Here is a 21,880-nt window from a genome sequence, read left to right on the forward strand (position 1 = left end):
CCAGCGCGAGCGGGGGCAAATCCCCGCCCGCGCCGATCGGTCAGCTTGCCTTGGAAGCGATCCAGCGGTCGATCTTATTCTCCAGCACCGGCATCGGCAGGCTGCCCGTGTCGAGCACCTCGGCGTGGAATTCGCGGATGTCGAAATCCTCGCCCAGCTGATCTTCGGCGCGCTTGCGCAGTTCCTGGATCTTGATGGCCCCGACCTTGTACGCCAGCGCCTGCGAGGGAATGGCGATATAGCGCTCGACCTCGGCGACCACTTCGGTGCGCGTCATGCCCGAATTCTCGAGCATGAAGTCGATCGCCTGCTCGCGCGTCCACCCCTTGGCATGCAGCCCGGTATCGACCACCAGCCGCATCGCGCGCAATTGCTCGTCCTGCAGCGTACCGTAACGGTTCCAGGGATCGTCGAAGAAGCCCATCTCATAGCCCAGCGTCTCCGAATAGAGCGCCCAGCCTTCGACATAGGCCGTGTTGCCGCCGAAGCGCATGAATGCCGGAAGATCGGTGTTTTCCTGCGCGAGGCTGATCTGGAAATGATGCCCCGGTGCGCCTTCGTGCAGGTAGAGCGTCACATTGCCCGTCGTCAGCCGGCTGGGCAGGTCATAGGCGTTGAAATAGAAGGTCCCCGGCCGCGAACCGTCCGGCGCGCCCGAATTGTACGAACCACCCGCTTCGAACTTCTCGCGATACTCCTCGTAGGGCTTGATCTCGAGCGGGGTCTTGGGGACCAGCGAGAAAAATTCGCCGATCTTCTCATCGACCTGTTCGCCGATATCGTAATAGCTCTGCGTCAATGCCTCGCGGCTCTCGGGCTTGAACTGCTCGTCGGTGCGCACGTAGTCGAAGAACTCGTTGAGCGTCCCCTCGAAGCCGACTTCCTGCTTGATCTGCTCGAGGCCATTCTTGATCCGCGCCACTTCGGACAGGCCCAGTTCGTGCAGGTAATCGGGCTCGAGCGGAAGCGTCGTCGTACCTTCCACCATATGCCTGTACAACTCCGCGCCGCCCTTCATCTGTGACAGTCCCACGCTGTCGCGTGCCACGGCCATGTATTCGTCGCGCAGGAAATCTCGCATCCGCTCGTGCGCCGCGTAGATTTCCTCGGTGGCCGCGGTGTATTCAGCCGTCAGCCGCGCCTTCTCTTCGGCGGAAAATTCCTCGGGGAAGTTCTTCACCGGCATGAAGAAGGGCGATTCCTCGACCGGCATCGCCAATTGCGTGTCGAGCTGGCTGACGACGTTGCCGATCGTCAGCTTGGTTTCGTACACGCCGGTTTCCATGCCTTCGCGGAACTTGCCGATCGCGCGGTCGGTGATGGCGATGTAATCCTCGTGCCGCTTGAGGTTGTTCTCGTAGTCCTCGACCGTCTTGAAGGGGGCGGCGCTCTGCCCGCTGGCGAAGTTGGGATAGAACGTGTGGAAGCCTGAGAAATGGTTCACCGGACGCACTTCGCTCGCCGCGAGGATCGCGGGGGCATAGCCCTCCAGCTCACGCTGCTGGTTATAGGCAAAGACATCGTAGGCGAGCTGGTCGGTGGGCGACAGCTTGCTGCGGTCGATTTCGGCCAGCTTCGCGAGGTTTTCGGCATTGTCCGCCTTGCTTGCGGCAAGATGCTCGTCGGTCAGGTAATCGCCCAGGCGGTCCGCGTAGCGCATGTCGCCGCGAAACAGCGCGCCGACCGGATTGAGCTTGAGGCTGCGTTCATCGGCATCCGCGAACAGCGCGAAGAGCTTGTCGTGTTCGCTGATTTCGCTCGCAGCATCGGTTGCTGCATGGTGATCGCGGGCGATGGCCGGGTTCGCTGCCAGAACAAGCGAGAGGGCGGCACCCGAAGCGAGGGCGTGACGGACGAGTTTCATGGAGGTTCCCCTGGTAATTGTAGTGCAGCGATAGGACAGGCATTTGCCCGAGCGCACAAGCACGCCATACGATCGAAGGCATATGTCGCTCGACCGGCGCCATGCAGTGCCCTGTTCCGCATGGCGCCGGCAATGCTGCAGTCAATCGATCACGCGGCCGCGCACCATCACCCAATCGACATTCTCCAGCGTCGACGTATCGTCGAGCGGGTTGGCTTCGACCGCAATCAAATCCGCCGAATAGCCGGGCGCGATCCGGCCGATCTCGTTTTCCAGTCCCAGCACGCGTGCGGCGTGGGTGGTCGCCGCCGCGAAAGCATCCCGGTGGCTCATGCCCTGTTCGACCATCAGCGCGAATTCGCCTGCATTGCGGCCGTGACCGAAGACGCCGGCATCGGTCCCGAAAGCGATCGGCACGCCCCAGCGCAGCGCCTTGCCCATGAAGACGCGCGCGGTTTCGGCTACATCGAGGATCTTGTCCTCGACGACCGGTGTGTAAACGCCCTGTCCAAGCCGTTCGGTAACGCCCTTGAACGCCATCAGCGTGGGCACCAGCACGGTACCGTTGTCCTTCATCGCACGGGCGGCCGCCTCGTCCAGATAGGTCCCGTGCTCGATCGAATCGATGCCGGCACGCGCCGCGGCCTCGATCCCGCGCGCGCCATGCGCATGCGCCATGACCTTCAGACCGAGCGAATGCGCAGTATCGGCAATGCTCTTCATCTCGGCGCTGGTGAAATGCGCTTCGAGCCCCCGCCCTTGCTGGCTGAGCACGCCGCCCGTGGCGGTAATCTTGATGATATCGGCGCCGTTCTGGCTCGCGAGCCGGACTTTTTCGGCGCATTCGACCGCCCCGGTGCAGGTGAACCCGCTGTCGAGCAGTTCGTTGACTTCGGGGCGGAAGCCGCTGACATCGCCGTGCCCGCCCACGATCGCGAGCGAGGGGCCGGCTGCCACGATGCGCGGGCCGTCGATAAAACCTTCCGCGGTTCCGCGGCGCAGCGAGAAGGCGCTGGCGGGGCCGCTGCCCGCTTCGCGCACGGTCGTGAACCCGGCAAGCGCCGTCAGGCGGGCATTCTTGGCGCCGACGACGACATCCCATTCATCGGGCTCGACTGCGCCCTTCCAGAAATCGCCGCCCGGATCGCCGGTCAGGTGGACATGCAGGTCGACCATTCCGGGTACCACGGTCTTGTCTTTCAGATCGACCGTGACCGCCTGTGCAGGGGCTGCAGTGAAGCCGTCGGCAACGCTGACGATCTTCCCGTCGGTGACCGTTATCGTGGATGGCCCACGCGGCTGGCTTTCGGCATCGATGACAAGCGCGCCCGCGTGGATGACAGTGGTATCGGCCAGCGCCGGCGCGGCGCACATCGCCCCCGCCAGCGCGATGAATGCGGCAATCTTCATTCTCTATCCCCTTAGTTGCCCAAGGGGATGCCCGTCAGCGGCCGGCGTATCAAGCAAAAGCGGCGCTAGAAGGTATAGCCGATCCCGAGTGCGCCCATCCACTGGTCTGCATCACCGCGAATGGAGGTGAACGGCGTACGCTTGCCATCGCCGAGCATCCGCGAATATCCGCCCATGGCGATGAGCGCGAGCCCGCCGTTGGCAAGATTGCCGTCGAGATCGACCCCGGTGAGCAGGTTGACACCCACCCGGTCCCAGCCGCCATCCGCCTGGTAGGCCGGCAGTGCGCCGCCGGCCGGTACCGAATAGTAATAATCGGCATAATCGTCGTCGACATACGAACCACTGACCGACAGCGAGATCGCCGCGCCGCGGCTGACGGGTGTGAAATAGGTCACGCCCGGGCTGACCAGCGTACCGTCATGCGCGCCGGCGACATCGAACAGCGTCTCGATGTTGAAGCTCAGGCTGTCATAGGGATTGAGCAGGCCGGGAAGACTGATCCCCACCGAGGGACCGACTTCGAAGGCGGTGTCGAGTTCGCCATAGGACAGCACCACGGGATCCTCGATCTGCGAGGCGCGGTTGCGGTTGAGCCGCGCAGCAACGCCGGCCGAAATCTTGGCGCCATCGCTGTCGTCATTGACGAAATCGAGCGCGGCACCACCCGCCCGGGGGCTGATGCGCACACCGCCGATCTTGCCCTGTACGATAGGGATCGGCGATACGACATAGTCGTCCGACCCATCGTAGCTGGCGGAATAGACCGCGCCCGCACCGATCGAGAACCAGTTGCCATCGAATACGGTCGCTTCGCCGTCAGGTCCGTCGGGCAATGCCTCGACATTCTGGGCCATTGCGGGTGCGGCGCAGGCAAGCGCCAGCGATCCGGTTGCGGCGAGCAGTAACTTCATGCGGATTCCCTCGATATATGTCTTTGCCGTTCAACTCGCACGGGAGTGTGACGTTCCCGTAACCCTGCCCGGCAGGAATTCCAAAGCGATTGCCGCTGGGCCGCTTCGCTTCTAAGCCCACGGGCGATGGACGGGCGCATGATCGATATGGCCGTGGTCGGCGGCGGCCTGGCGGGCGGATTGGCCGCGCTGGCAGTGCGCCGCGCCCATCCCGAGCTGAACGTAGCGATCTTCGAAGCGGGCGACAGCCTGGGCGGCAACCACCGCTGGAGCTGGTTCGCCAGCGATCTCGACGCTCCCGGGACGCAGCTCATGGCTGGCTTTGCCACGACCGAGTGGTCCGGCGGCTACGATGTCGCCTTTCCGGGCCATACGCGCCACTTGTCTTCGCCCTATCGTTCGCTCGCCAGCCGGGATTTCGATGCTGCGCTGCGCAGCGAACTGCCCGCAGCCGCCATCCGCACGCAGGCACGCGCGGCAAAACTGGCCGCCGGCGGCGTCACGCTCGCCAGCGGTGAGCACATCGCCGCGCGCTGCGTGATCGATTGCCGCGATTTCACCCCCTCGGCCCAGCTGCGCGGCGGGTGGCAGGTCTTCGTGGGACGGCATTTGCGGACACGGACCGCGCATGGCGTCGCCGATCCCATCGTCATGGATACGCGCGTGGCCCAGCACGGGGCCTACCGCTTCGTCTACACCCTGCCGCTAGGCCCGAACGAGCTGTTCGTCGAGGACACCTATTACGCCGACGAACCCGCGCTCGATCGCGCGGCGCTGGAGGCGCGCATCGACCGCTATTGTACGGCGATGGGCTGGCACGGCGATCGGCTCGGCGGCGAAACCGGCGTGTTGCCGGTTATTACCGGAGGCGATATCGCAGCCTACCGGGCGGCGCTCGGGGGTGCCGGCGTAGTTCGGTCGGGCGCGCGCGGCGGCTTCGTTCACCCGCTGACCAGCTACACCCTGCCCTTCGCCGTGGCCAATGCCCTCGCCCTGGCCCGCCACGCGCGGCTGCCGGGCGACCAGCTTGCCGCGCTGTTCGAAGACCGGGCGCAGCGGCACTGGCAGGCGACGCGGTTCTATCGCAGCCTCGGCAGGATGCTGTTCGACGCTGCCGAGCCGGAGGAACGCTACCGGGTGTTCGAACGGTTCTATCGCCTGCGCGAACCCCTGATCGAACGATTCTACGCTGGAAATTCGAGCACGGCCGACAAGCTGCGCATCCTCTCGGGCAAGCCGCCCGTATCTGTCCCTGCCGCCATTCGCGCCTTGCTTGGCAAGGGCAGCCCGCTGGTCCATGAGAGGTCGCAATGAACACCGAAACTGCCATTCCCGTTACCCCGAGCGACAGCACCGAGCCGTTCGTCCCCGCCCCTACCGGCCGCACGGCCTGCGTCGTCGGTGCAGGCTTCGGCGGCCTTGCGCTCGCCATTCGCCTGCAATCGGCAGGCATCACCACGACCGTCGTCGAAGCGCGCGACAAGCCCGGAGGGCGGGCCTATTACTGGGAGCGCGACGGTTTCACCTTCGATGCGGGCCCGACCGTCATCACCGATCCCGATTGCCTCAAGGAATTGTGGGCGCTGACCGGTCACGACATCGCTCGGGATGTCGAGCTGATGCCGGTCATGCCCTTCTACCGGCTCGCCTGGCCCGACGGCACGCAGTTCGATTATTCGAACGACGAGGAACAGCTGTTCCGCGAAATAGCCCAGCTCAATCCCGCCGATGTTGCCGGCTACCAGCGGTTCCTCGAATATTCCGAAGCGGTCTACGAGGAAGGCTACGTCAAGCTTGGCCATGTGCCGTTCCTCGATTTCAAGTCCATGCTCAAGGCGGCTCCCGCACTGGCCAAGCAGCAGGCATGGCGCAGCGTCTATTCGATGGTGTCGAGCTATGTCGAAAACGAAAAGCTGCGCGAGGCGCTGAGCTTCCATACGCTGCTGGTCGGCGGCAATCCGATGAAGACCAGCAGCATCTATGCGCTGATCCACAAGCTCGAAAAGGACGGCGGCGTATGGTGGGCCAAGGGCGGCACCAATCGCCTGATCGCCGGCATGGTCGCGCATTTCGAGCGCATCGGCGGCACCGTGCGGCTGGGCGATCCGGTGGCGCAGGTGCACACGCTGGGCAAGCAGGTGACCGAGATCGAGACGCAGTCCGGCTGGCGCCAGCGGTTCGACGCGATCGCGAGCAATGCCGACATCATGCACAGCTACAAGGACCTGCTGGCCGGATCGAAGCGCGGCAAGGATTACGCCAAGAGCCTGTCGCGCAAGAGCTTCAGCCCCAGCCTGTTCGTCGTCCACTTCGGCATCGAGGGAAGCTGGCCGGGTATTCCGCATCACATGATCCTGTTCGGTCCGCGCTACAAAGGCCTGCTCGAGGACATTTACGATCACGGCGTCCTGCCCGAGGATTTCTCGATCTATCTGCACCACCCCAGCGTCAGTGACGACAGCATGGCGCCCGAGGGGATGAGCACTTTCTATGCGCTGGTGCCGGTGGCCCATATGGGCAAGCTGGCCGTCGACTGGGGGGAAATGGGACCGGTACTCGAGAAGCGCATTCTCGACGAACTCGGCCGGCGCCTGATCCCCGACATCCATTCGCGCATCGTGACCAAGTTCCATTACGCCCCGCGCGATTTCGCCGCCGACCTTAACGCCCATATGGGCAGCGCCTTCAGCCTCGAGCCGGTGCTGACGCAAAGCGCGTGGTTCCGCGGGCACAATCGCGACGATGTGCTCGACAATTTCTACCTTGTCGGTGCGGGCACGCATCCCGGGGCGGGAATTCCGGGGGTGGTCGGCAGCGCCAAGGCAACTGCCGGATTGATGCTGGAAGATTTGGCAGTATGACGCGCGGGATGAACCGTCTCGCCATCTATTGCGGCTCCGCCTCGCCCGATGATCCGCGCTATATCCAGCTCGCCTACGATGTGGGCAAGCGCCTCGCCGAACGCGGTATCGGCGTGGTCTATGGCGGCGGCCGGCTCGGCCTGATGGGCGCCACCGCGCGCGGTGCGCTGGAGGCCGGCGGCGAAGTGATTGGCGTCATTCCCGAGGCACTGGCCAGTTCGGAAGTCGCCAATCACGATTGCACCGAACTTTACACCGTGGGCGGCATGCACGAGCGCAAGCAGCGGTTCACCGACCTGTCGGACGGCTTCATCACGATCCCCGGTGGCGTCGGGACGATGGACGAACTGTGGGAGGCGATGAGCTGGGCGCAGCTTGGCTATCACGACAACCCGGTCGGCTTGCTCAATGCCTTCGGCTTTTACGACGAGCTGATCGCCTTCAACCGCAAGATGGCGGAAGTCGGTTTCGTCCGCCCAGTGCACCAGAGCATCCTCGTGCACGACGATACACTGGACGGATTGCTTGGCAGAATGGCAGCCTACGAACCGCACACGCCGATCTTCCAGATGAAGGCCGACGACCTCTGAGCAAACCCCGCACCCTGGTCCAGTCGCGGTACCTGCGGCCCACCCCGACCCGCGCGGGTGGCGGCCGCGATCGCGCGATCCTGGTCGACAAATCGCTCGAATCGATCGAACAGGGTTCGCACAGCTTTGCCGCAGCTTCGAAACTGTTCGACAAGGCAACCCGCGAACGCAGCTGGCTGCTGTACGCCTGGTGCCGCCGGTGCGACGACATCGCGGACAATCAGGACAAGGGCGGGCCACTGGGCGACCAGGGCAACATGAAGGATGCGGAAGACCGCGTGCAGGCCCTGCGCGTGCTGACCAAACGCGCATTCGAGGAACAGCCCACCGCCGATGCCGCTTTCGACGCGTTCGGCCTGGTCGCCGACGAATGCGGCCTGACGCTGGCCGAAGCCAACGACGTGATCGCCGGCTTCGCGCTCGATGCGACACGCTGGACCCCGAACACCGAAGCGGACATGCTGCGATATTGCTACCATGTCGCGGGTGCGGTCGGCATCATGATGGCGCGGATCATGGGGGTGCATCCCGACGATGGCGAAACGCTGGACCGGGCCTGCGACCTCGGCCTCGCTTTCCAGATGGCCAATATCGCGCGCGACATCGTCGAAGATGCAGAAGCCGATCGCTGTTACCTGCCGCAAAAATGGCTTGAGGAAATGGGCTGGCAACAGGGCGAACACGCCCTGCCCGAAAACCGCTTTCGCCTCGCCAGCCTGATGCCGCGCCTGATCGCCCTGATGGAGAAGCACGAGGCGGCGGCCAAGCTCGGCGCGCGGAAATTGCGCTTCCGCCAGCGCTGGGCAGTGCTGTCCGCCGCGCGGATCTACGGCGCGATCGGCCGCAAGGTCCTGAACCGGGGCCAGCTGGCGTGGGATACTCGCACGCGCGTTTCGGCCCCCGAAAAGATGTGGCACATGGTCGCCGCGTTCTTCGAAGCGGTCCGTAACCGCCCGCCCCCGCCCGCGGAGCCGATCACCTGGAGCCGGCACGACTTCAAGCCGCTGGCCGGCTGGTAGAGGCCACCGCTCGTCCTTGCCAATCGGCAGCGACGGGAGTTTCCTTTTCCCCCGGCGGAAGCTAGTCCCCGCCGCATGATTGCAAAGCTCCTCATCGCCAATCGCGGCGAAATCGCCTGCCGCATCATCCGCACCGCGCGCGCAATGGGTATTGCCACGGTTGCGGTCTATTCGGACGCCGACGCCCGCGCACTGCATGTGCGGCAAGCCGATGAGGCGGTGCATATCGGCCCCTCACCTGCCGCCGAAAGCTATCTCGTGGGCGACAAGATCATCGCTGCGGCCAAGCAGACCGGCGCGGACGCGATCCACCCGGGCTACGGCTTCCTGTCCGAAAACGCCGGTTTTGCGCAGGCCGTGATCGACGCGGGGCTGATCTGGGTCGGCCCCAAGCCGGCGAGCATCGAGGCGATGGGGCTCAAGGATGCCGCCAAGACGCTGATGATGGAAGCGGGCGTCCCGGTCACGCCCGGCTATCTCGGCACCGACCAGTCGGCCGAACGGCTGAAGAAGGAAGCCGACGCCATCGGCTATCCCGTGCTGATCAAGGCGGTCGCGGGCGGCGGCGGCAAGGGTATGCGGAAGGTCGACAAGGCCGAAGACTTCGAAGCAGACCTGCAAAGTTGCCGCCGCGAAGCCAAGGCCAGCTTTTCCAACGATGAAGTGCTGCTGGAAAAATGGATCACCTCGCCCCGCCATATCGAGGTGCAGGTGTTCGGCGACAGCCACGGCAATGTCGTCCACCTGTTCGAACGCGACTGCAGCCTCCAACGCCGCCACCAGAAGGTGATCGAGGAAGCCCCGGCCCCGGGCATGGACGAGGCGACGCGCGAGGAAATCTGCGCCGCCGCCGTGCGCGCCGCCAAGGCGGTCGATTACGAAGGCGCGGGCACGATCGAATTCATCGCCGATGCCAGCGAAGGGCTGCGCGCCGACCGCATTTTCTTCATGGAAATGAACACCCGCCTGCAGGTCGAGCATCCGGTGACCGAGGAAATCACCGGGGTCGACCTGGTCGAATGGCAGCTGCGCGTGGCTGCCGGCGAACCGATCCCGCTCCAGCAGGAAGACCTTGCCATCACCGGCCATGCGATCGAGGCCCGGCTCTATGCCGAGGACCCGAGCAGCGGATTCCTGCCCTCGACCGGCCCGCTCGACCATTTCGACCTTGGTAGCGAAGGGCGCATTGAGACCGGGGTGGCCGAAGGCGACATGATCTCACCGCATTACGATCCCATGGTCGCCAAGCTCGTCGTGTGGGAAAAGACCCGGGCGGACGCGATCGAGGCCCTGGCCGATATCGCCGAAAGCGTCGAGGTCTGGCCGGTCAAGACCAACGCCGCCTTCCTCGCCAACGCCCTGCTGGAAGACGATTTCGTCGAAGCCCAGCTCGACACCGGATTCATCGAACGCAAGCTCGACCGGCTGGTCGGCGACGATGCGCCCGATGATGCGATCTGGCAGGCTGCCGCCGACTTTACGGTCCTCGACGCGATCGAGGAGAACGCCCCCCGCCCGATCGGTTTCCGGCTCAATGCGGATCCGCGGGTCGCCGCGACCCTGTTCCACAAGGGCGAAAGCCGCACGGTCGACGTCATCGGCGAACGCGGCGCCGCGCATGCCACAGGTTTCGTCGAAGATGCGCGCACGGTGGTCTTTGCCGATGGTCAGAGTTTCGAGTTCGCGCTGGAAAGCCGCGGCAGCGGCGCGGCGGCGGCCGGTAGCGGTGCTATCCTCGCCCCGATGCCAGGCAAGGTCATCGCGGTCGATGTGGCCGAGGGCGACCGGGTGACTGCGGGACAGCGGCTGATGGTGCTCGAGGCGATGAAGATGGAACACGCGCTGACCGCGCCGTTCGACGGCACCGTGACCGAGCTTTCGGCCGCAACCGGCGGACAGGTGCAGGTCGAGGCCGTGCTGTGCGTGGTGGAGCCTGCAGAGGAATAATCTCCTTCCGTCACCCTGAACTTGTTTCAGGGTCCATTTCGCCGCATGCATCTTCGCACGAAGCCGAAGAATGGATGCTGAAACAAGTTCAGCATGACGGGAGTGGTTTTGAGCTGGGAAGCTGAACTCGAGGAACTGCGCCGGCGCGAGGCGTTGGCCGAGCAGATGGGCGGACCCGACAAGGTCGCTCGCCAGCATGGCCGGGGCAAGATGGATGCCCGCGCCCGGCTCGCCGCGCTCTGTGATGATGGCACCTTCCGCGAAATCGGCAAGATCGCGGGCAAGGCCAGCTACGACGAAGACGGCAATCTCGAAACCGTCCTTCCTGCCCCCTTCCTGTTCGGCAAGGCCCGGATCAACGGCCGCCCGGTCGTTGCCACTGCCGACGATTTCACCATTCGCGGCGGCGCGGCGGATGCCGGGATCAGCCGCAAGATGGTCCAGGCCGAAAAGATGGCTCACGAGCTCAAGCTGCCGATCATCCGCATGATCGACGGCACGGGCGGCGGCGGCAGCATCAAGACGCTCGAACAGATCGGCGCGACCTATATCCCTGCGGTCCCCGGCTGGGGCGACGTGGTGACCAATCTCGACACCGTGCCGGTGGTCGCGCTTGCTCTCGGACCCACCGCGGGTCTGGGTGCGGCGCGCGTGGTGGCGAGCCATTATTCGGTCATGGTCAAGGGCCTCAGCCAGATCTTCGCGGCCGGCCCCGCGGTGGTCGATGGGCTCGGCGAAGGTTACAAGGGATCGGCCGACCACCAGCAGGCCAAGGAGGACCTCGGCGGCAGCGCCATCCATACACGCAACGGCGTGGTCGATGACGAAGTGGCCAGCGAGGCCGAGGCCTTCGCCCGCGCTCAGCATTTCCTCGCCTTCATGCCCGAACATGTCGGCCAGCTTGCCCGCCGGTCCAATTGCACCGATCCGGTCCACCGGCGCGAGGAGGCGCTGCTGGACCTCGTCCCGCGCGATCCGAAGGCGGTCTATTCGATGCGCCGCTGCATGGAGATGGTGTTCGACCAAGGCACCGTGTTCGAAATCGGCCGCATGTGGGGCCGCGCCTGCATCACCGCGCTCGCCCGGCTCGACGGCTGGCCGGTGGCGGTGCTTGCCAGCGACCCGTCCTATCTCGGCGGCTCATGGGATGCGAAATCGAGCGAGAAGGTTGAGCGCTTCGTCAAGCTGGCGGACCAGTTCCGCCTGCCGATCGTCCATCTGGTCGACAATCCCGGCTTCATGATCGGACGCGAAGCGGAAATGGCAGGGACGATCCGCTACGGGGTGCAGGCAATGAACGCGGTCTACAAGGCCAGCGTCCCGCTCGCCTCGGTCGTCCTGCGCCGCGCCTACGGGATTGCGGGCAGCGCCATGTCGAATGCCGAAACCTACCAATACCGGTTCTGTTGGCCGTCGGGTGACTGGGGCAGCCTGCCGATCGCGGGCGGTCTGGAAGTGGCCTACAAGTCCGAACTCGAAGCCGCCGCCGACCCGGAAGCCGAACTTGCAGCGATCCGCGCGCGGCTCGACCAGGTCACCTCGCCCTTCCGCAGCGCCGAACGCTTCAATGTCGAGGACATCATCGACCCGCGCGACACCCGTCCCTTGCTGTGTGAATATGCCGAGCTTGCGTGGCGCAGGCTGGCCAGCGAAGCCTAGGTTTCCTCGACATCCGGATCGGGCGGCCCGAACAGCGCACCGCGTTCGGAAAAGAGCACCAGCAGCAGGCTGACGGTGGCCGTGACCAGCAGCGCCAGCGCCAGCGGACGCGCGGTGCCGTCATAGGCATAGCCGATACCCGCGCCCAGCAGCGCCCCGGTGGTCATGCGCAGGAAGCTCTGTGCACTCGACGCGGCGCCCGCAATGTGCCGGAACGGCTGCATCGCGATCGAACCGAAATTGGCCCCGATGAAACCGAGCAGGCTCATGTTAGCCGCCATCAGCGGGATGAAGGTCCACAGGCTTTCGTTCGGCTGGTAGGCGAACCACAATTGCAGCCCGGCGACGAAGATGAATACGAACAGCGCGGTATGGCTGACGCGGCGCGCGCCAAGCCGTTCGACGATGCGGCTGTTCGACCAGTTCGCCAGCGCCATGCAGCCCGCACACAGCGCGAACAGCAGCGGGAACATGTCACCCGCCCCGAAAGCCTCGCCGATGAGCTGCTGCGAGGAATTGATGAAGCCGAACAACCCGCCGAACACCAGTGCACTTGCCAGCGTGTAGCCCATGGTCGAGCGCAGCGTGACAGCGCTGCGCATGTTGCGCGCGATGACCGCGATATCGATCCGCTGCCGGTCGCTTTCATGCAGCGTTTCGGGCAGGCGGATATAAACCCAGACCGACATCAGCGACCCGAACACCGCCATCGTCACAAAGATCCAGCGCCAGTCGCCCAGCAACAACAGCACGCCCTGCCCGATGCTCGGCGCGACGGCGGGGACCAGCAGGAAGATGACGAAGATCAGGCTCATCATCCGGGCCATCTTGTCGCCGCCCACCCGGTCGCGGATGATGGCCGGCGGCAGCGCGATGATGCCTGCTGCAAAGAAACCCTGCAGCGCACGCAGCACGATCATGGAGGTGAAATCGGTGACCAGCGCGCAGCCGAGCGACAGCACGATGTAGAAGCCCAGCGCGGTAAACAGCACCGGCCGGCGACCGAAGCGATCGGCGAAGGCCCCCGGAATCAGCGTCCCGATGCCGGCCGCGAGCAAATAGACCCCGACGATGAACTGGCGATCGTTGCCCACGGCGCCCAATGACAGGGCGAGATCGTCTAGCGCGGGGAGGATCGCATCGATGCCGAAGGCATTGCAGGCCATCAGTAAGGCCATCATCGCGATAAGTTCACGCTCGCCGATGCGTTTGACCGGGGTCGCCCCGGCTATCGGGCGTTCGCCGCCGGCAAGGGGATCGCTTCGCATCTGCACAAAATGTCAGGTGGCGGACAAGGTTCCGCTTTGCAACCCGCAGGGCTATCTAATCGCGCATGAGCGAAGGCGAAGCGGGTACGGATGACACAGCGGGCGAGGCCGACGGCCTGCGCAAGATCATCCATGTCGACATGGATGCGTTTTTCGCCAGCGTCGAACAGCGCGACAATCCCGAATTGCGCGGCAAGCCGGTAGCAGTGGGCGGTTCCAGCGGCCGCGGCGTGGTTGCTGCCGCCAGTTACGAAGCGCGCCGGTTCGGCGTGCGCAGCGCGATGCCCAGCGTCACCGCCAAACGGCTGTGCCCCGACCTGATCTTCTGCAAGAGCCGCTTCGACGTCTATCGCGAGGTCAGCCAGCAGATCCGCGCGATCTTCCGCCACCACACCGACCTGGTCGAACCGCTCAGCCTCGACGAAGCCTATCTCGACGTGACCGAGGACAAGCTCGGCATCGGCAGCGCGACGCGCATCGCCGACCTGATCCGGCAGGAAATCCGCGCCAAGACCCGGCTGACCGCGAGTGCCGGGGTGAGCTACAACAAGTTTCTCGCCAAGATCGCCAGCGATCAGAACAAGCCCGACGGGCTGTGCGTGATCCGGCCCGGCGAAGGCGCGCGCTTCGTGGCCGAGCTGCCGATCCGACGGTTCCACGGCGTGGGTCCGAAGGGCGCGGAAAAGATGGCCCGGCTGGGTATCGAGACCGGCGGCGATCTGGCCGCCAGGGATATCGCCTGGCTCCGCGCGCATTTCGGCAGCTTTGCCGAATATCTGTTCCGCGCGGCGCGGGGGATCGACCTGCGCCCGGTGCGCTCCAGCCGCATCCGCAAGTCGGTGGGCGGCGAACGGACCTTCAGCCGCGACCTGTCGTCGGGCGGCGAACTGCGCGAAACACTGGAGGACATCATCGACATCGTGTGGACCTCGATCGAACGCGCGGAGGCCCGCGGCCGGACGGTCACGCTCAAGCTGAAATACACCGATTTCCAGATCTTCAGCCGGGCGAAAACGGTCGATGTCGCAATTGCCGAGAAGGCCCAGTTCGCAACGCTTGCGCGCGCGCTGCTGGAAGAGGTTCTGCCGCTGCCCATGCCGATCCGGCTGATGGGGCTGACCTTGTCCAAGCTCGAACAGCGGGGCGGCGAGACGCAGCCCGCCCGTCCCGACGCGCAGCTATCGCTGCTTTAGCATCTGCGCGCCTGCCACAGCGCGAAGCGCGCCCGGGTCCGCTTGCTCAGCGGTTCGGGCAGTGAATGCGTCGGGAAGAAACGCGCCTCGACGATCTCGCGCCCGTCGGGCTGCGGCACGGCATCGACCACTCCGTCGAAAACATGCGCGCGATGAGGCGCACCGGCAAGCTCCTCGTCGATGATCCCGACCGCCATCAGGCCCGACACCGTGCAGCCGGTTTCCTCTTTTATCTCGCGCAAGGCCGCCTGTTCGGGCGTCTCGCTGCGCCGCTTGCCGCCGCCGGGGAAGTACCACCCCTCGGGCCCGTAACTGTGGCGCACCAGCAGCACCCGCCCGTTGAGATCGCGGGCAACGATGCTCACCCCCACTCCCGTCCGTCCGCTGACCCGGCGCCAGTGGTGGCGCAGACGGTGCCCAATTTTCAGCGCCTGCCGGTGTAACGGCTTCGGGATCAGGTAAAGCATGTGACCGGCTGTGTAGCCGCGCGCAGCAGCCGCGCAACCGGAAAATTATGTGTTCCTGCAATAGCTTGGTTAAGAATTTCGCGTTTGTCGTCGCCGCGTATGACGAACACCAGCGCATCGCTGGCAAGCAGTGCTGGCAGCGTCAGGCTGATCCGGTCGAACGGTGCTTCGGGCGGCAGCGGATCGGGGGTCAGCCGGACGACTTGCCGCGGATCGTCCACCTGTGGATCGGTGTTGGGGAACAGCGAGGCGATGTGCCCGTCGGTGCCCATCCCCAGCCATGCGAGCGCGAAATGCGGGACGGCTTCCATCTCGGTCAGCGTGACCACTTCGGCACCTGCCGGTTCGAACAGGTCGCGCAGCTTGCCGGTGTTGGACGCAGCGTGGTCTTCGGGAACCACGCGGTCATCACCCGGCCAGACGACCAGCCGCGTCCAGTCGAGATCGTGTTTCAGCAGCGCGGCCATGATCGGGAACGGGGTCGATCCGCCTGGCACGGTGATCGTCACGGGGCCACCTTGTGCTTCCATCGCCTCGCTCAGCCGCGCTGCAATCCAGTCGGCGATGGCGGCGTCGCTGCGCCCTTCGATGATCGTGGGAGTGTTCATGACCCCCTGATACACCAAGGCCGCCCTTCCCCAACAGGAAAGGCGGCCCGATCATGTGCCCGTTACCGGGTCAACGTTGGCGCGGTTACTTGCTCGTCTGGTTGAGGAACCAGACACGCTCCTCGCACTCGTCGATCCAGTCGTCGACGACACCACTGGTGGCGTTGTCGCCCGCTTCTTCGGCGGCTTCCTTCACTTCGAGCAGACGCCCGTGCAGCGTCTTGTTGTCGTCGCGCAGTTCCTTGACCATCGCATCGGCGGTCAGCGACACATCGTCCTGGTCCTTGATACGGGTCGCCTTGGCAACACTGCCGATCGACGTGAGCGTGTATTCATCGTTCTTGCGCACGCGCTCGCCCAGATCGTCGACCGTGCCGACCAGCTGCGCGGCCTGCTCGTCGAACAGCACGTGGAGATCGCGGAACCGCGGGCCCGCCACATGCCAGTGGAAGTTCTTGGTCTTGAAATAGAGTGCCACGGTGTCGGCAAGCGCCCCGTTGAGTGCGCTGACGAGACCGGCTTTCGAATTGTCGCCTGCTTCGGCCATAAGATTTACCCCTTTTGCTGAGATGATATCGACCCGATTGGGATGTTCACTACACCAACACGCGAGATGCTGTAGGGTTTCTCGATTATAGCCGACCAGACTAATCGCTTCATCCGATTATCCCGCGGGCGCTCAATCCCGTGATCGCCGCCAAGACGAACAGGATGATGGCCAGCGCGATCCGGATACCGCGCAGCGGCAGCCGCTCGTCCAGCTGCGCCCCCAGCATCCAGCCCAGCGCTACCGCAGCCCCGCCGCCCAGCGCGCCGCCCATCCCGGCGAGCGGCCAGGATGCGAAAACCACCGCAAAGGCCGCGACCAGGAACCGCGAGGCATCGGTCAATTGCCGGACGAACAGGACGATGGCGATCGCCCCCAGCGAACGGGTCGGTTCGCGGGGCGTTTTCTCACGATTGGGCCATCCGCATTCGAAACTGGCCAGCAACAGCGCGATGGCCACGAACATGGTCGCGGCGTTCACCGACATCGTCTGCGCCAGTTGCGCGCCGAACCACGCGGCAATGCCTGCGGTCAGCGCGGAACTGGCAAGCGCCACGGCGAGGAGCGCGGGCGAAGCGCCGAGACTGCCCGCCAGCCGTGCGACGAGGATCTGGTCGCGCGCGCCGGTCGCCGCCAGAAAGCTGGCGACCATGGCAAACAGTAGCGGTGTCACGGCGCGGTGCCCTCCCCCTTCCTAAGCTTCGCGGCTTGCGATAGCACGCGCCGCAACGAAACACAGGGGGAGAGCAGACATGGAACTCACGCAGGGTATGGCAGCCGTTGTCACGGGCGGCGCTTCGGGCCTGGGAAAGGCGAGCGCGCAGGCGCTGGCCGACCTCGGCCTCAAGGTCACTATCTTCGACGTCAACGAGGAAGCCGGTGAAGCGCATGCGCAGGCCATCGGCGGGACCTTTGCCCGTGTCGATATCACCGACGAGCAATCGGTCGTCGACGGGTTCGCCGCAGCGCGCGCCGCGCATGGGCAGGAACGCGTGACCGTCCACTGCGCGATGACCAGCCGGCGCGGCAAGACGCTCGGCTGGGACAAGCAGAACAATTGCTACAAGCGGCTGTCGACCGAGGACTACGCCTTCGGGGCCGAGGGCATTCTCGTCTCGTCCTACCGCGTGGCCAGCCTGTCCGCGCTGGGCATGGCCAATGCCCAGCCGGTCAACGAGGATGGCGAACGCGGCTGCATCACGCTGACCGCCAGCGTCGCGGCGCAGGACGGGCAGATCGGCCAGACCATCTACGGCAGTTGCAAGGCCGGGGTGAACGGGCTGGTGCTGCCGATGGCGCGCGACCTGATGGATCTCGGCATCCGGATCAATTCGGTGATGCCCGGTATTTTCGCCACCCCGCTGATGCTCGGGATGAAGGATCGCAACCCGCAGATGTGGGACCAGCTCAACGCCAGCGTGCCCTTCCCCAAGCGGCTCGGCCATCCGGAGGAATTCGCCTCGCTGATCTGCGAGATCGCCCGCAACAGCTATATCAACGCGCACCAGTTCCGGCTCGACGGCGCCATAAGGATGCCACCGCGATAGATGCCGAACATGAGGGTGGAGCGGGTGAAGGGATTCCAACCCTCATTCCCGGCCCCCTGAATAACGCAGAAAACCTAGGGTTTTCGATAACGTGAGAAGCTATGTATCCCACTGTGTGGGAAGGTCAAGAGTCTGCCTTCAAGCCGTCCGCCGAACGCGTTTAATACATCCTTTACATGCCCACTCCATCGACACCGGACGGCTGGCGGAACAGCCTTCTGTCGAGCTCTTTGGTCTCTTCCGCCTGATCCTTGCGCAACTCTTCGGCTCGCTCGGGATAGCGCGCCTCGAGCGAAGCGCGCGTTTTCTTCAACCACTCTTCGACCTCCTCCGTCCGCCCCAACGCGAGAAGGAGACTACGATGCTGGTCCGCGATGCTCATCACCCACGGCTCTAGATCGGTCCTTGCAATCCTTGCCGGGTCGCGCTGCGGCGCCGCGGGCCCCGGATCAATCCGGAGAGCATCGCCGTCGAGTTCGAGAGCCACCTTGTCCGCAAAAAGGTCCTCCACAAGCTGCCTCGACCGATCAGCGCGTGCGGTCGCCTCGGCATGGATATTCTGGTCGCGCTCCAACTGACGACGGCCTTCCTCAAGACGTTTTCCTTCCGATCGCTGATGCCTGATCTCGTTTTCCAGAGTTTCGCGTTCCTTTCGCAAGGTTTCCACACTCGCCGCGATATCCGATCTTTCGGTCCGAAGGGCGGGCAACTCATCGCGAAGCAAGGTCATCTCCCCTTCCACTTTCTCGCGGGAGCGCTTGGCTTCTGCTTCGTCACTCAGCGCGACGTCTCGTGCTCCTTCGGCTAGCTTCAATTCTTCGCGGGCGTTGCTAATGCGCGAAACCGCCGCGGTGGCGGCCTCAACCATGGCGGCTTCATTTTCTTGAGCCATGGCTATGAGCCTCGCGGCGCTGGCCTCTTTCGCCGCAGCCTGAGTGATCCGATTTTCTGCAGCGATCGAAGCGGAGCGCGCTTCCTTCCGCCTCCTCCGCAGTGAAGCGACAATCCTGCGAACCTTACCTGCAATCGCCGATCGCGCCGCTGCCATCTGCGCGGCACGGCGCACGGTCAACTTCAACCATTCCGGCCAGGGCTGCGACAACGCTTCCTTATCATCCTTGCTCAGTTCTCCGGTGATCACATGGGGCCTCTGGCTTCGAGGGTCCCACCGACCGGAGAGCCGCCCGGTGAAGAAGCCGCTGACGACCTGCAGCTGCATCGCGATGGTCATCTGCCGCGCACCCTCTTCCCTTAGCGCTTCATCTTTCACGTCGGCCGCTTTCTCGCGCGTCGCGAGCTCGCCTTCGCGCAGCTGCGCTTGCTGATCGCGTTTTTCCAACCGCTCGCGGTCTGCTTCAATCCGCCGCTGATCTGCGAGGGCGCGCGCTTCGGCTTCCACGAGAGCTTCTGCCCGCAATGCCAGCACACTTTCTTCGAGCTCCCTTTCGCGCTCCTCGAACAATTTTACCCGGGCTTCGAGCTTAGATTCCCGGATGTTGAGTTCATCTTGACGCGCGTCGAGCGCGTCGCGCTTGATCCGGAATTCCTCCTCCTGCCTGAACAGGTCGAGGCGGTCCTCGTGGAACCGGTTATATTTCTCCCGGAGCTCGGCATCGTAATGGTCGAGAACTTGGCGTTCTTCCTGCTGCTCGGCTGCCTCGCGGGCCAGATCTCGATCCATCTGGGTGAGCAGCTTTTTGTAATGCTTAAGCGTCGTGTGTTTGATGCCCACGCCCACTGTGTCCCGGCCACGCGCGAGACCCAGATGTTTTACGTAACCATGATAGGTGGTCTGGAGGTCGGCCAAGCGCTCGGCGCTTCCGCCGAATACCCTGTCATGCGACAGGCGCCAAATCTTCGCAGAACGGGCTTCTTCTTCCGCACGCCGCTGGATGGCCTCCGCAGTCTTGGGCTTCGGGCCAGGCTTGCGCTTTATATCGCGATAGAGTGGCAGACCGACGAACTGTGCATGCGGTGTGCTCTCGTCCACGTGCGGTGTGAACGCGATCAGGCCGGGGCCGAACAGGTCGTTGGCGAACCGTAGCTGCGCTTTCCACCATTCCTTCTTTTCATTGAGGGCAGCCTTTTCCCACCACTCGGGAGAGGCGGTGACAAGAACCTCAACCGCGAGAATCTTACCCTGCTCCCAAGTTGCTCCGGTTTCCGCCAAAACGCGAGCGAACCGCTCACGGTAGGTGCCGCTCATTTCGGCCAGGTCTTCGGGTGGCGGGAGGCCTTCTACCGTCCCTGCGGGTATCTGCCGCGTGTTGTGCCATTCCACTGCATCGAGCGTGGCCAAGCTCTTGATCTTGCCGATCCGCAGGATCGCGTATGAGGGTTTTTCAGTCATAGCGAACGCGTTCGCCAGAAAGGTCGGAACCAGGGGTTCGAATTAGCCCTACACTCACTCCGGGGTAATTCTGCGAATTACCCCCCGTTCGCCGATGCGACAGTGCGCATCGTGCTGGTGCCCCTCTCGCCTCACGGCCCGGGGCAGCGGCGACGGGATAGTCGCCGCATGGCGGCAGGGAGCTAGTCACGACTATTCTCCCGGCCGCCGGTGGTGTCACCCTCGCCCGATCCGGGCTTGTTCGTTCCAGTGGGATGAGTGGCCTGTCGGCCACCCCCGCTGGAACGAGAGGGTGACGCGTGTTCGTTCGACGGAAATGCCCGATCGATCGGATCGGCATTGTCCCGACCGAACGCGTTCGATCGGGGCGTTCCTGTTGACATCGCGCTTGCCGCATCGATGTCGTCATTGTCGGTGAACCGGGCCTCCGATTGCTGGGCAACGGTTCGCACACGTTCAGAAACCCGACGATGGTATTCGCTCGATTCATCCTTTGCGGTGATGTCGCGATCGATGCCTTCGTCGCGATCTTGCGAAGGACCGGCCTCTTCTTCGACATCATCGGCCTCATCATCTGAGATTCCCTTCGCTCCGGGAAACATCTGAAGAAGTCGAGCGAGCCTTCCGTGCAGGACGGTCATGACGCTGGCGTGTGCGTCCCGCTCCATCCTCATCGCCATCAGGACCGCCTCGACCCCCGATCCTGCAAGGCGATCCTCCACCCAGCGGTCCTTGTAGGCTTGGTAAGTGGAGAGGCTTCCGACATTTCCGCATTTCGCTTTCAGTTCGCGAACGCTGGGGAATGTGAGGGTCCTCACGAAAATCTCATCAAGGCGGCGCGCTGCCTCCTCGTAAGGTGGCGCTTTCTTGTCGTTCATGCTGCACCCCTCGCGGGCCCGACCGCGAATATCCTATGCCGTTTCCGCGGGTTACAGAAACGGACCGAACAAGATTTCATCCGGCGATACGCCTTGTAGGACGGCTACAATTGTAAACGACAAGGTTTTATTGCGCGGGTCCATTTTTTTCATACGATGCCCGAGGAGACTCACTGTGCGGGAGCGTGAATTAGAAAGCGTCCTTACCTGGGCCGATTTCGGACTGACCGGTTTTGGCAGCGGAGTGAACTTAGCGGACGTTCATTTGCGGCATCGCGCTGAATGTGATCGCCCTTATGTCCGTGATTGCAGTGACCTCCGCGCCGGTTCTAAGCGCAGTGCGGGTTGCCGACACTGAACGCCCGTTTTCAAAAATGCATGGTCGGCGCGCGGGCCCCTTTCGACCTACTTGTTCGTTATAGCGTTGGCCGACTTACCCGGCCGCACCATCTAGGAGGTGATCATGCCCAAACTAGCTCTTTACGTGCCTTTGAAGGCCAAACCCGGCAGGGAGAGTGACATCGCTGCTTTCCTCAAGTCGGCACTCCCGCTCGTGCAAGACGAGCCCGGCACGCTGACATGGTATGCGATCGAAGAAGGCCCCGGCGCTTACGCCATCTTCGATACCTTTGACACTGAGGAGGATCGACAGGCTCATCTCGACGGTAAAGTGGCTGCTGCACTAATGGAAAAGGCGGAAGATTTGTTCGCCGAGCCGCCTCAGATCCATAAGCTCACGCTTCTAGCCGCGAAATAGG

General features: G+C 64.1%; 19 protein-coding genes. 9 read left to right on the forward strand and 10 right to left on the reverse strand.

All coding sequences use genetic code 11. From position 1 onward, the window contains the following. Positions 1–40: 40 nt before the first annotated feature. From GRI55_RS01435 to GRI55_RS01445, 3 genes are all read right to left on the reverse strand, one after another. Entirely contained in the window at positions 41–1,864 is a 1,824-nt protein-coding gene (locus tag GRI55_RS01435; protein WP_160765949.1) for a DUF885 domain-containing protein, read from the reverse strand. A 141-nt stretch (positions 1,865–2,005) separates the two neighbouring features. After that, the gene (locus GRI55_RS01440) at positions 2,006–3,274 is read right to left on the reverse strand and encodes a metal-dependent hydrolase family protein (protein ID WP_160765950.1); all 1,269 of its coding nucleotides are present in this window, start codon (positions 3,272–3,274) and stop codon (positions 2,006–2,008) included. A gap of 65 nt (positions 3,275–3,339) precedes the next feature. Beyond that, positions 3,340–4,188 (reverse strand): MipA/OmpV family protein, encoded by an 849-nt coding sequence (locus GRI55_RS01445; protein WP_160765951.1) that lies wholly within the window; start codon positions 4,186–4,188, stop codon positions 3,340–3,342. Between the two features lie 138 nt (positions 4,189–4,326). On the opposite strand from GRI55_RS01445, the gene crtY reads away from it, so the two are divergent. From crtY to GRI55_RS01475, 6 genes are all read left to right on the forward strand, one after another. Next, positions 4,327–5,502, forward strand: a complete 1,176-nt coding sequence (crtY, locus tag GRI55_RS01450; RefSeq protein ID WP_237452369.1) for a lycopene beta-cyclase CrtY — start codon at positions 4,327–4,329, stop codon at positions 5,500–5,502. Next, a complete protein-coding gene (locus tag GRI55_RS01455) occupies positions 5,499–7,049 on the forward strand; it encodes a phytoene desaturase (protein WP_160765953.1) in 1,551 nt (516 codons plus the stop codon). Before crtY ends, GRI55_RS01455 begins: the two co-directional genes overlap by 4 nt. An 8-nt stretch (positions 7,050–7,057) precedes the next feature. Then, positions 7,058–7,639, forward strand: coding sequence for an LOG family protein (locus GRI55_RS01460; protein WP_063512261.1), 582 nt, complete (start codon positions 7,058–7,060; stop codon positions 7,637–7,639). Positions 7,640–7,743: 104 nt separating this feature from the next. After that, entirely contained in the window at positions 7,744–8,658 is a 915-nt protein-coding gene (locus GRI55_RS01465; RefSeq protein ID WP_307020081.1) for a phytoene/squalene synthase family protein, read from the forward strand. Between the two features lie 75 nt (positions 8,659–8,733). Further along, a complete protein-coding gene (locus GRI55_RS01470; protein ID WP_160765954.1) occupies positions 8,734–10,605 on the forward strand; it encodes an acetyl/propionyl/methylcrotonyl-CoA carboxylase subunit alpha in 1,872 nt (623 codons plus the stop codon). Between the two features lie 108 nt (positions 10,606–10,713). Next, the gene (locus tag GRI55_RS01475; protein ID WP_160765955.1) at positions 10,714–12,264 is read left to right on the forward strand and encodes an acyl-CoA carboxylase subunit beta; all 1,551 of its coding nucleotides are present in this window, start codon (positions 10,714–10,716) and stop codon (positions 12,262–12,264) included. Here the strand turns inward: GRI55_RS01475 and GRI55_RS01480 are convergent. After that, entirely contained in the window at positions 12,261–13,532 is a 1,272-nt protein-coding gene (locus GRI55_RS01480; protein ID WP_160765956.1) for a multidrug effflux MFS transporter, read from the reverse strand. The two genes, GRI55_RS01475 and GRI55_RS01480, sit on opposite strands and share 4 nt — an antisense overlap. A 65-nt stretch (positions 13,533–13,597) precedes the next feature. On the opposite strand from GRI55_RS01480, the gene dinB reads away from it, so the two are divergent. After that, positions 13,598–14,725: a DNA polymerase IV gene (dinB, locus tag GRI55_RS01485; protein WP_160765957.1), complete on the forward strand. Its 1,128-nt coding sequence runs from the start codon at positions 13,598–13,600 to the stop codon at positions 14,723–14,725. Here the strand turns inward: dinB and GRI55_RS01490 are convergent. The 4 genes from GRI55_RS01490 to GRI55_RS01505 all read right to left on the reverse strand — a co-directional run bounded on the left by GRI55_RS01490 (position 14,722) and on the right by GRI55_RS01505 (position 17,020). Next, positions 14,722–15,090 (reverse strand): NUDIX domain-containing protein, encoded by a 369-nt coding sequence (locus tag GRI55_RS01490; RefSeq protein WP_307019750.1) that lies wholly within the window; start codon positions 15,088–15,090, stop codon positions 14,722–14,724. The two genes, dinB and GRI55_RS01490, sit on opposite strands and share 4 nt — an antisense overlap. Before the next feature lie 89 nt (positions 15,091–15,179). Beyond that, positions 15,180–15,800, reverse strand: a complete 621-nt coding sequence (locus GRI55_RS01495; RefSeq protein ID WP_160765959.1) for a 6-phosphogluconolactonase — start codon at positions 15,798–15,800, stop codon at positions 15,180–15,182. Positions 15,801–15,885: 85 nt separating this feature from the next. Continuing rightward, positions 15,886–16,347 carry a Dps family protein gene (locus GRI55_RS01500; RefSeq protein WP_050600927.1) on the reverse strand — a complete coding sequence of 154 codons (462 nt, stop codon included), beginning with the start codon at positions 16,345–16,347 and terminating at the stop codon, positions 15,886–15,888. Between the two features lie 109 nt (positions 16,348–16,456). Next, positions 16,457–17,020 (reverse strand): TMEM165/GDT1 family protein, encoded by a 564-nt coding sequence (locus GRI55_RS01505; protein ID WP_228135285.1) that lies wholly within the window; start codon positions 17,018–17,020, stop codon positions 16,457–16,459. Between the two features lie 79 nt (positions 17,021–17,099). On the opposite strand from GRI55_RS01505, the gene GRI55_RS01510 reads away from it, so the two are divergent. Beyond that, positions 17,100–17,894 carry an SDR family oxidoreductase gene (locus tag GRI55_RS01510; RefSeq protein ID WP_050600929.1) on the forward strand — a complete coding sequence of 265 codons (795 nt, stop codon included), beginning with the start codon at positions 17,100–17,102 and terminating at the stop codon, positions 17,892–17,894. 172 nt (positions 17,895–18,066) lie between these two features. Here GRI55_RS01510 and GRI55_RS01515 read toward each other — a convergent pair whose 3' ends face one another. Then, positions 18,067–20,244 (reverse strand): plasmid recombination protein, encoded by a 2,178-nt coding sequence (locus tag GRI55_RS01515; protein WP_160765960.1) that lies wholly within the window; start codon positions 20,242–20,244, stop codon positions 18,067–18,069. 182 nt (positions 20,245–20,426) lie between these two features. Next, positions 20,427–21,122: a hypothetical protein gene (locus tag GRI55_RS01520; RefSeq protein ID WP_160765961.1), complete on the reverse strand. Its 696-nt coding sequence runs from the start codon at positions 21,120–21,122 to the stop codon at positions 20,427–20,429. Between the two features lie 463 nt (positions 21,123–21,585). On the opposite strand from GRI55_RS01520, the gene GRI55_RS01525 reads away from it, so the two are divergent. Further along, complete coding sequence (locus GRI55_RS01525) at positions 21,586–21,879, forward strand: putative quinol monooxygenase (RefSeq protein WP_160683805.1); 294 nt, start codon at positions 21,586–21,588, stop codon at positions 21,877–21,879. The last annotated feature ends 1 nt before the right edge of the window (position 21,880 follow it).

This window comes from Qipengyuania citrea (assembly GCF_009828015.1).
Taxonomy (GTDB): domain Bacteria; phylum Pseudomonadota; class Alphaproteobacteria; order Sphingomonadales; family Sphingomonadaceae; genus Qipengyuania; species Qipengyuania citrea.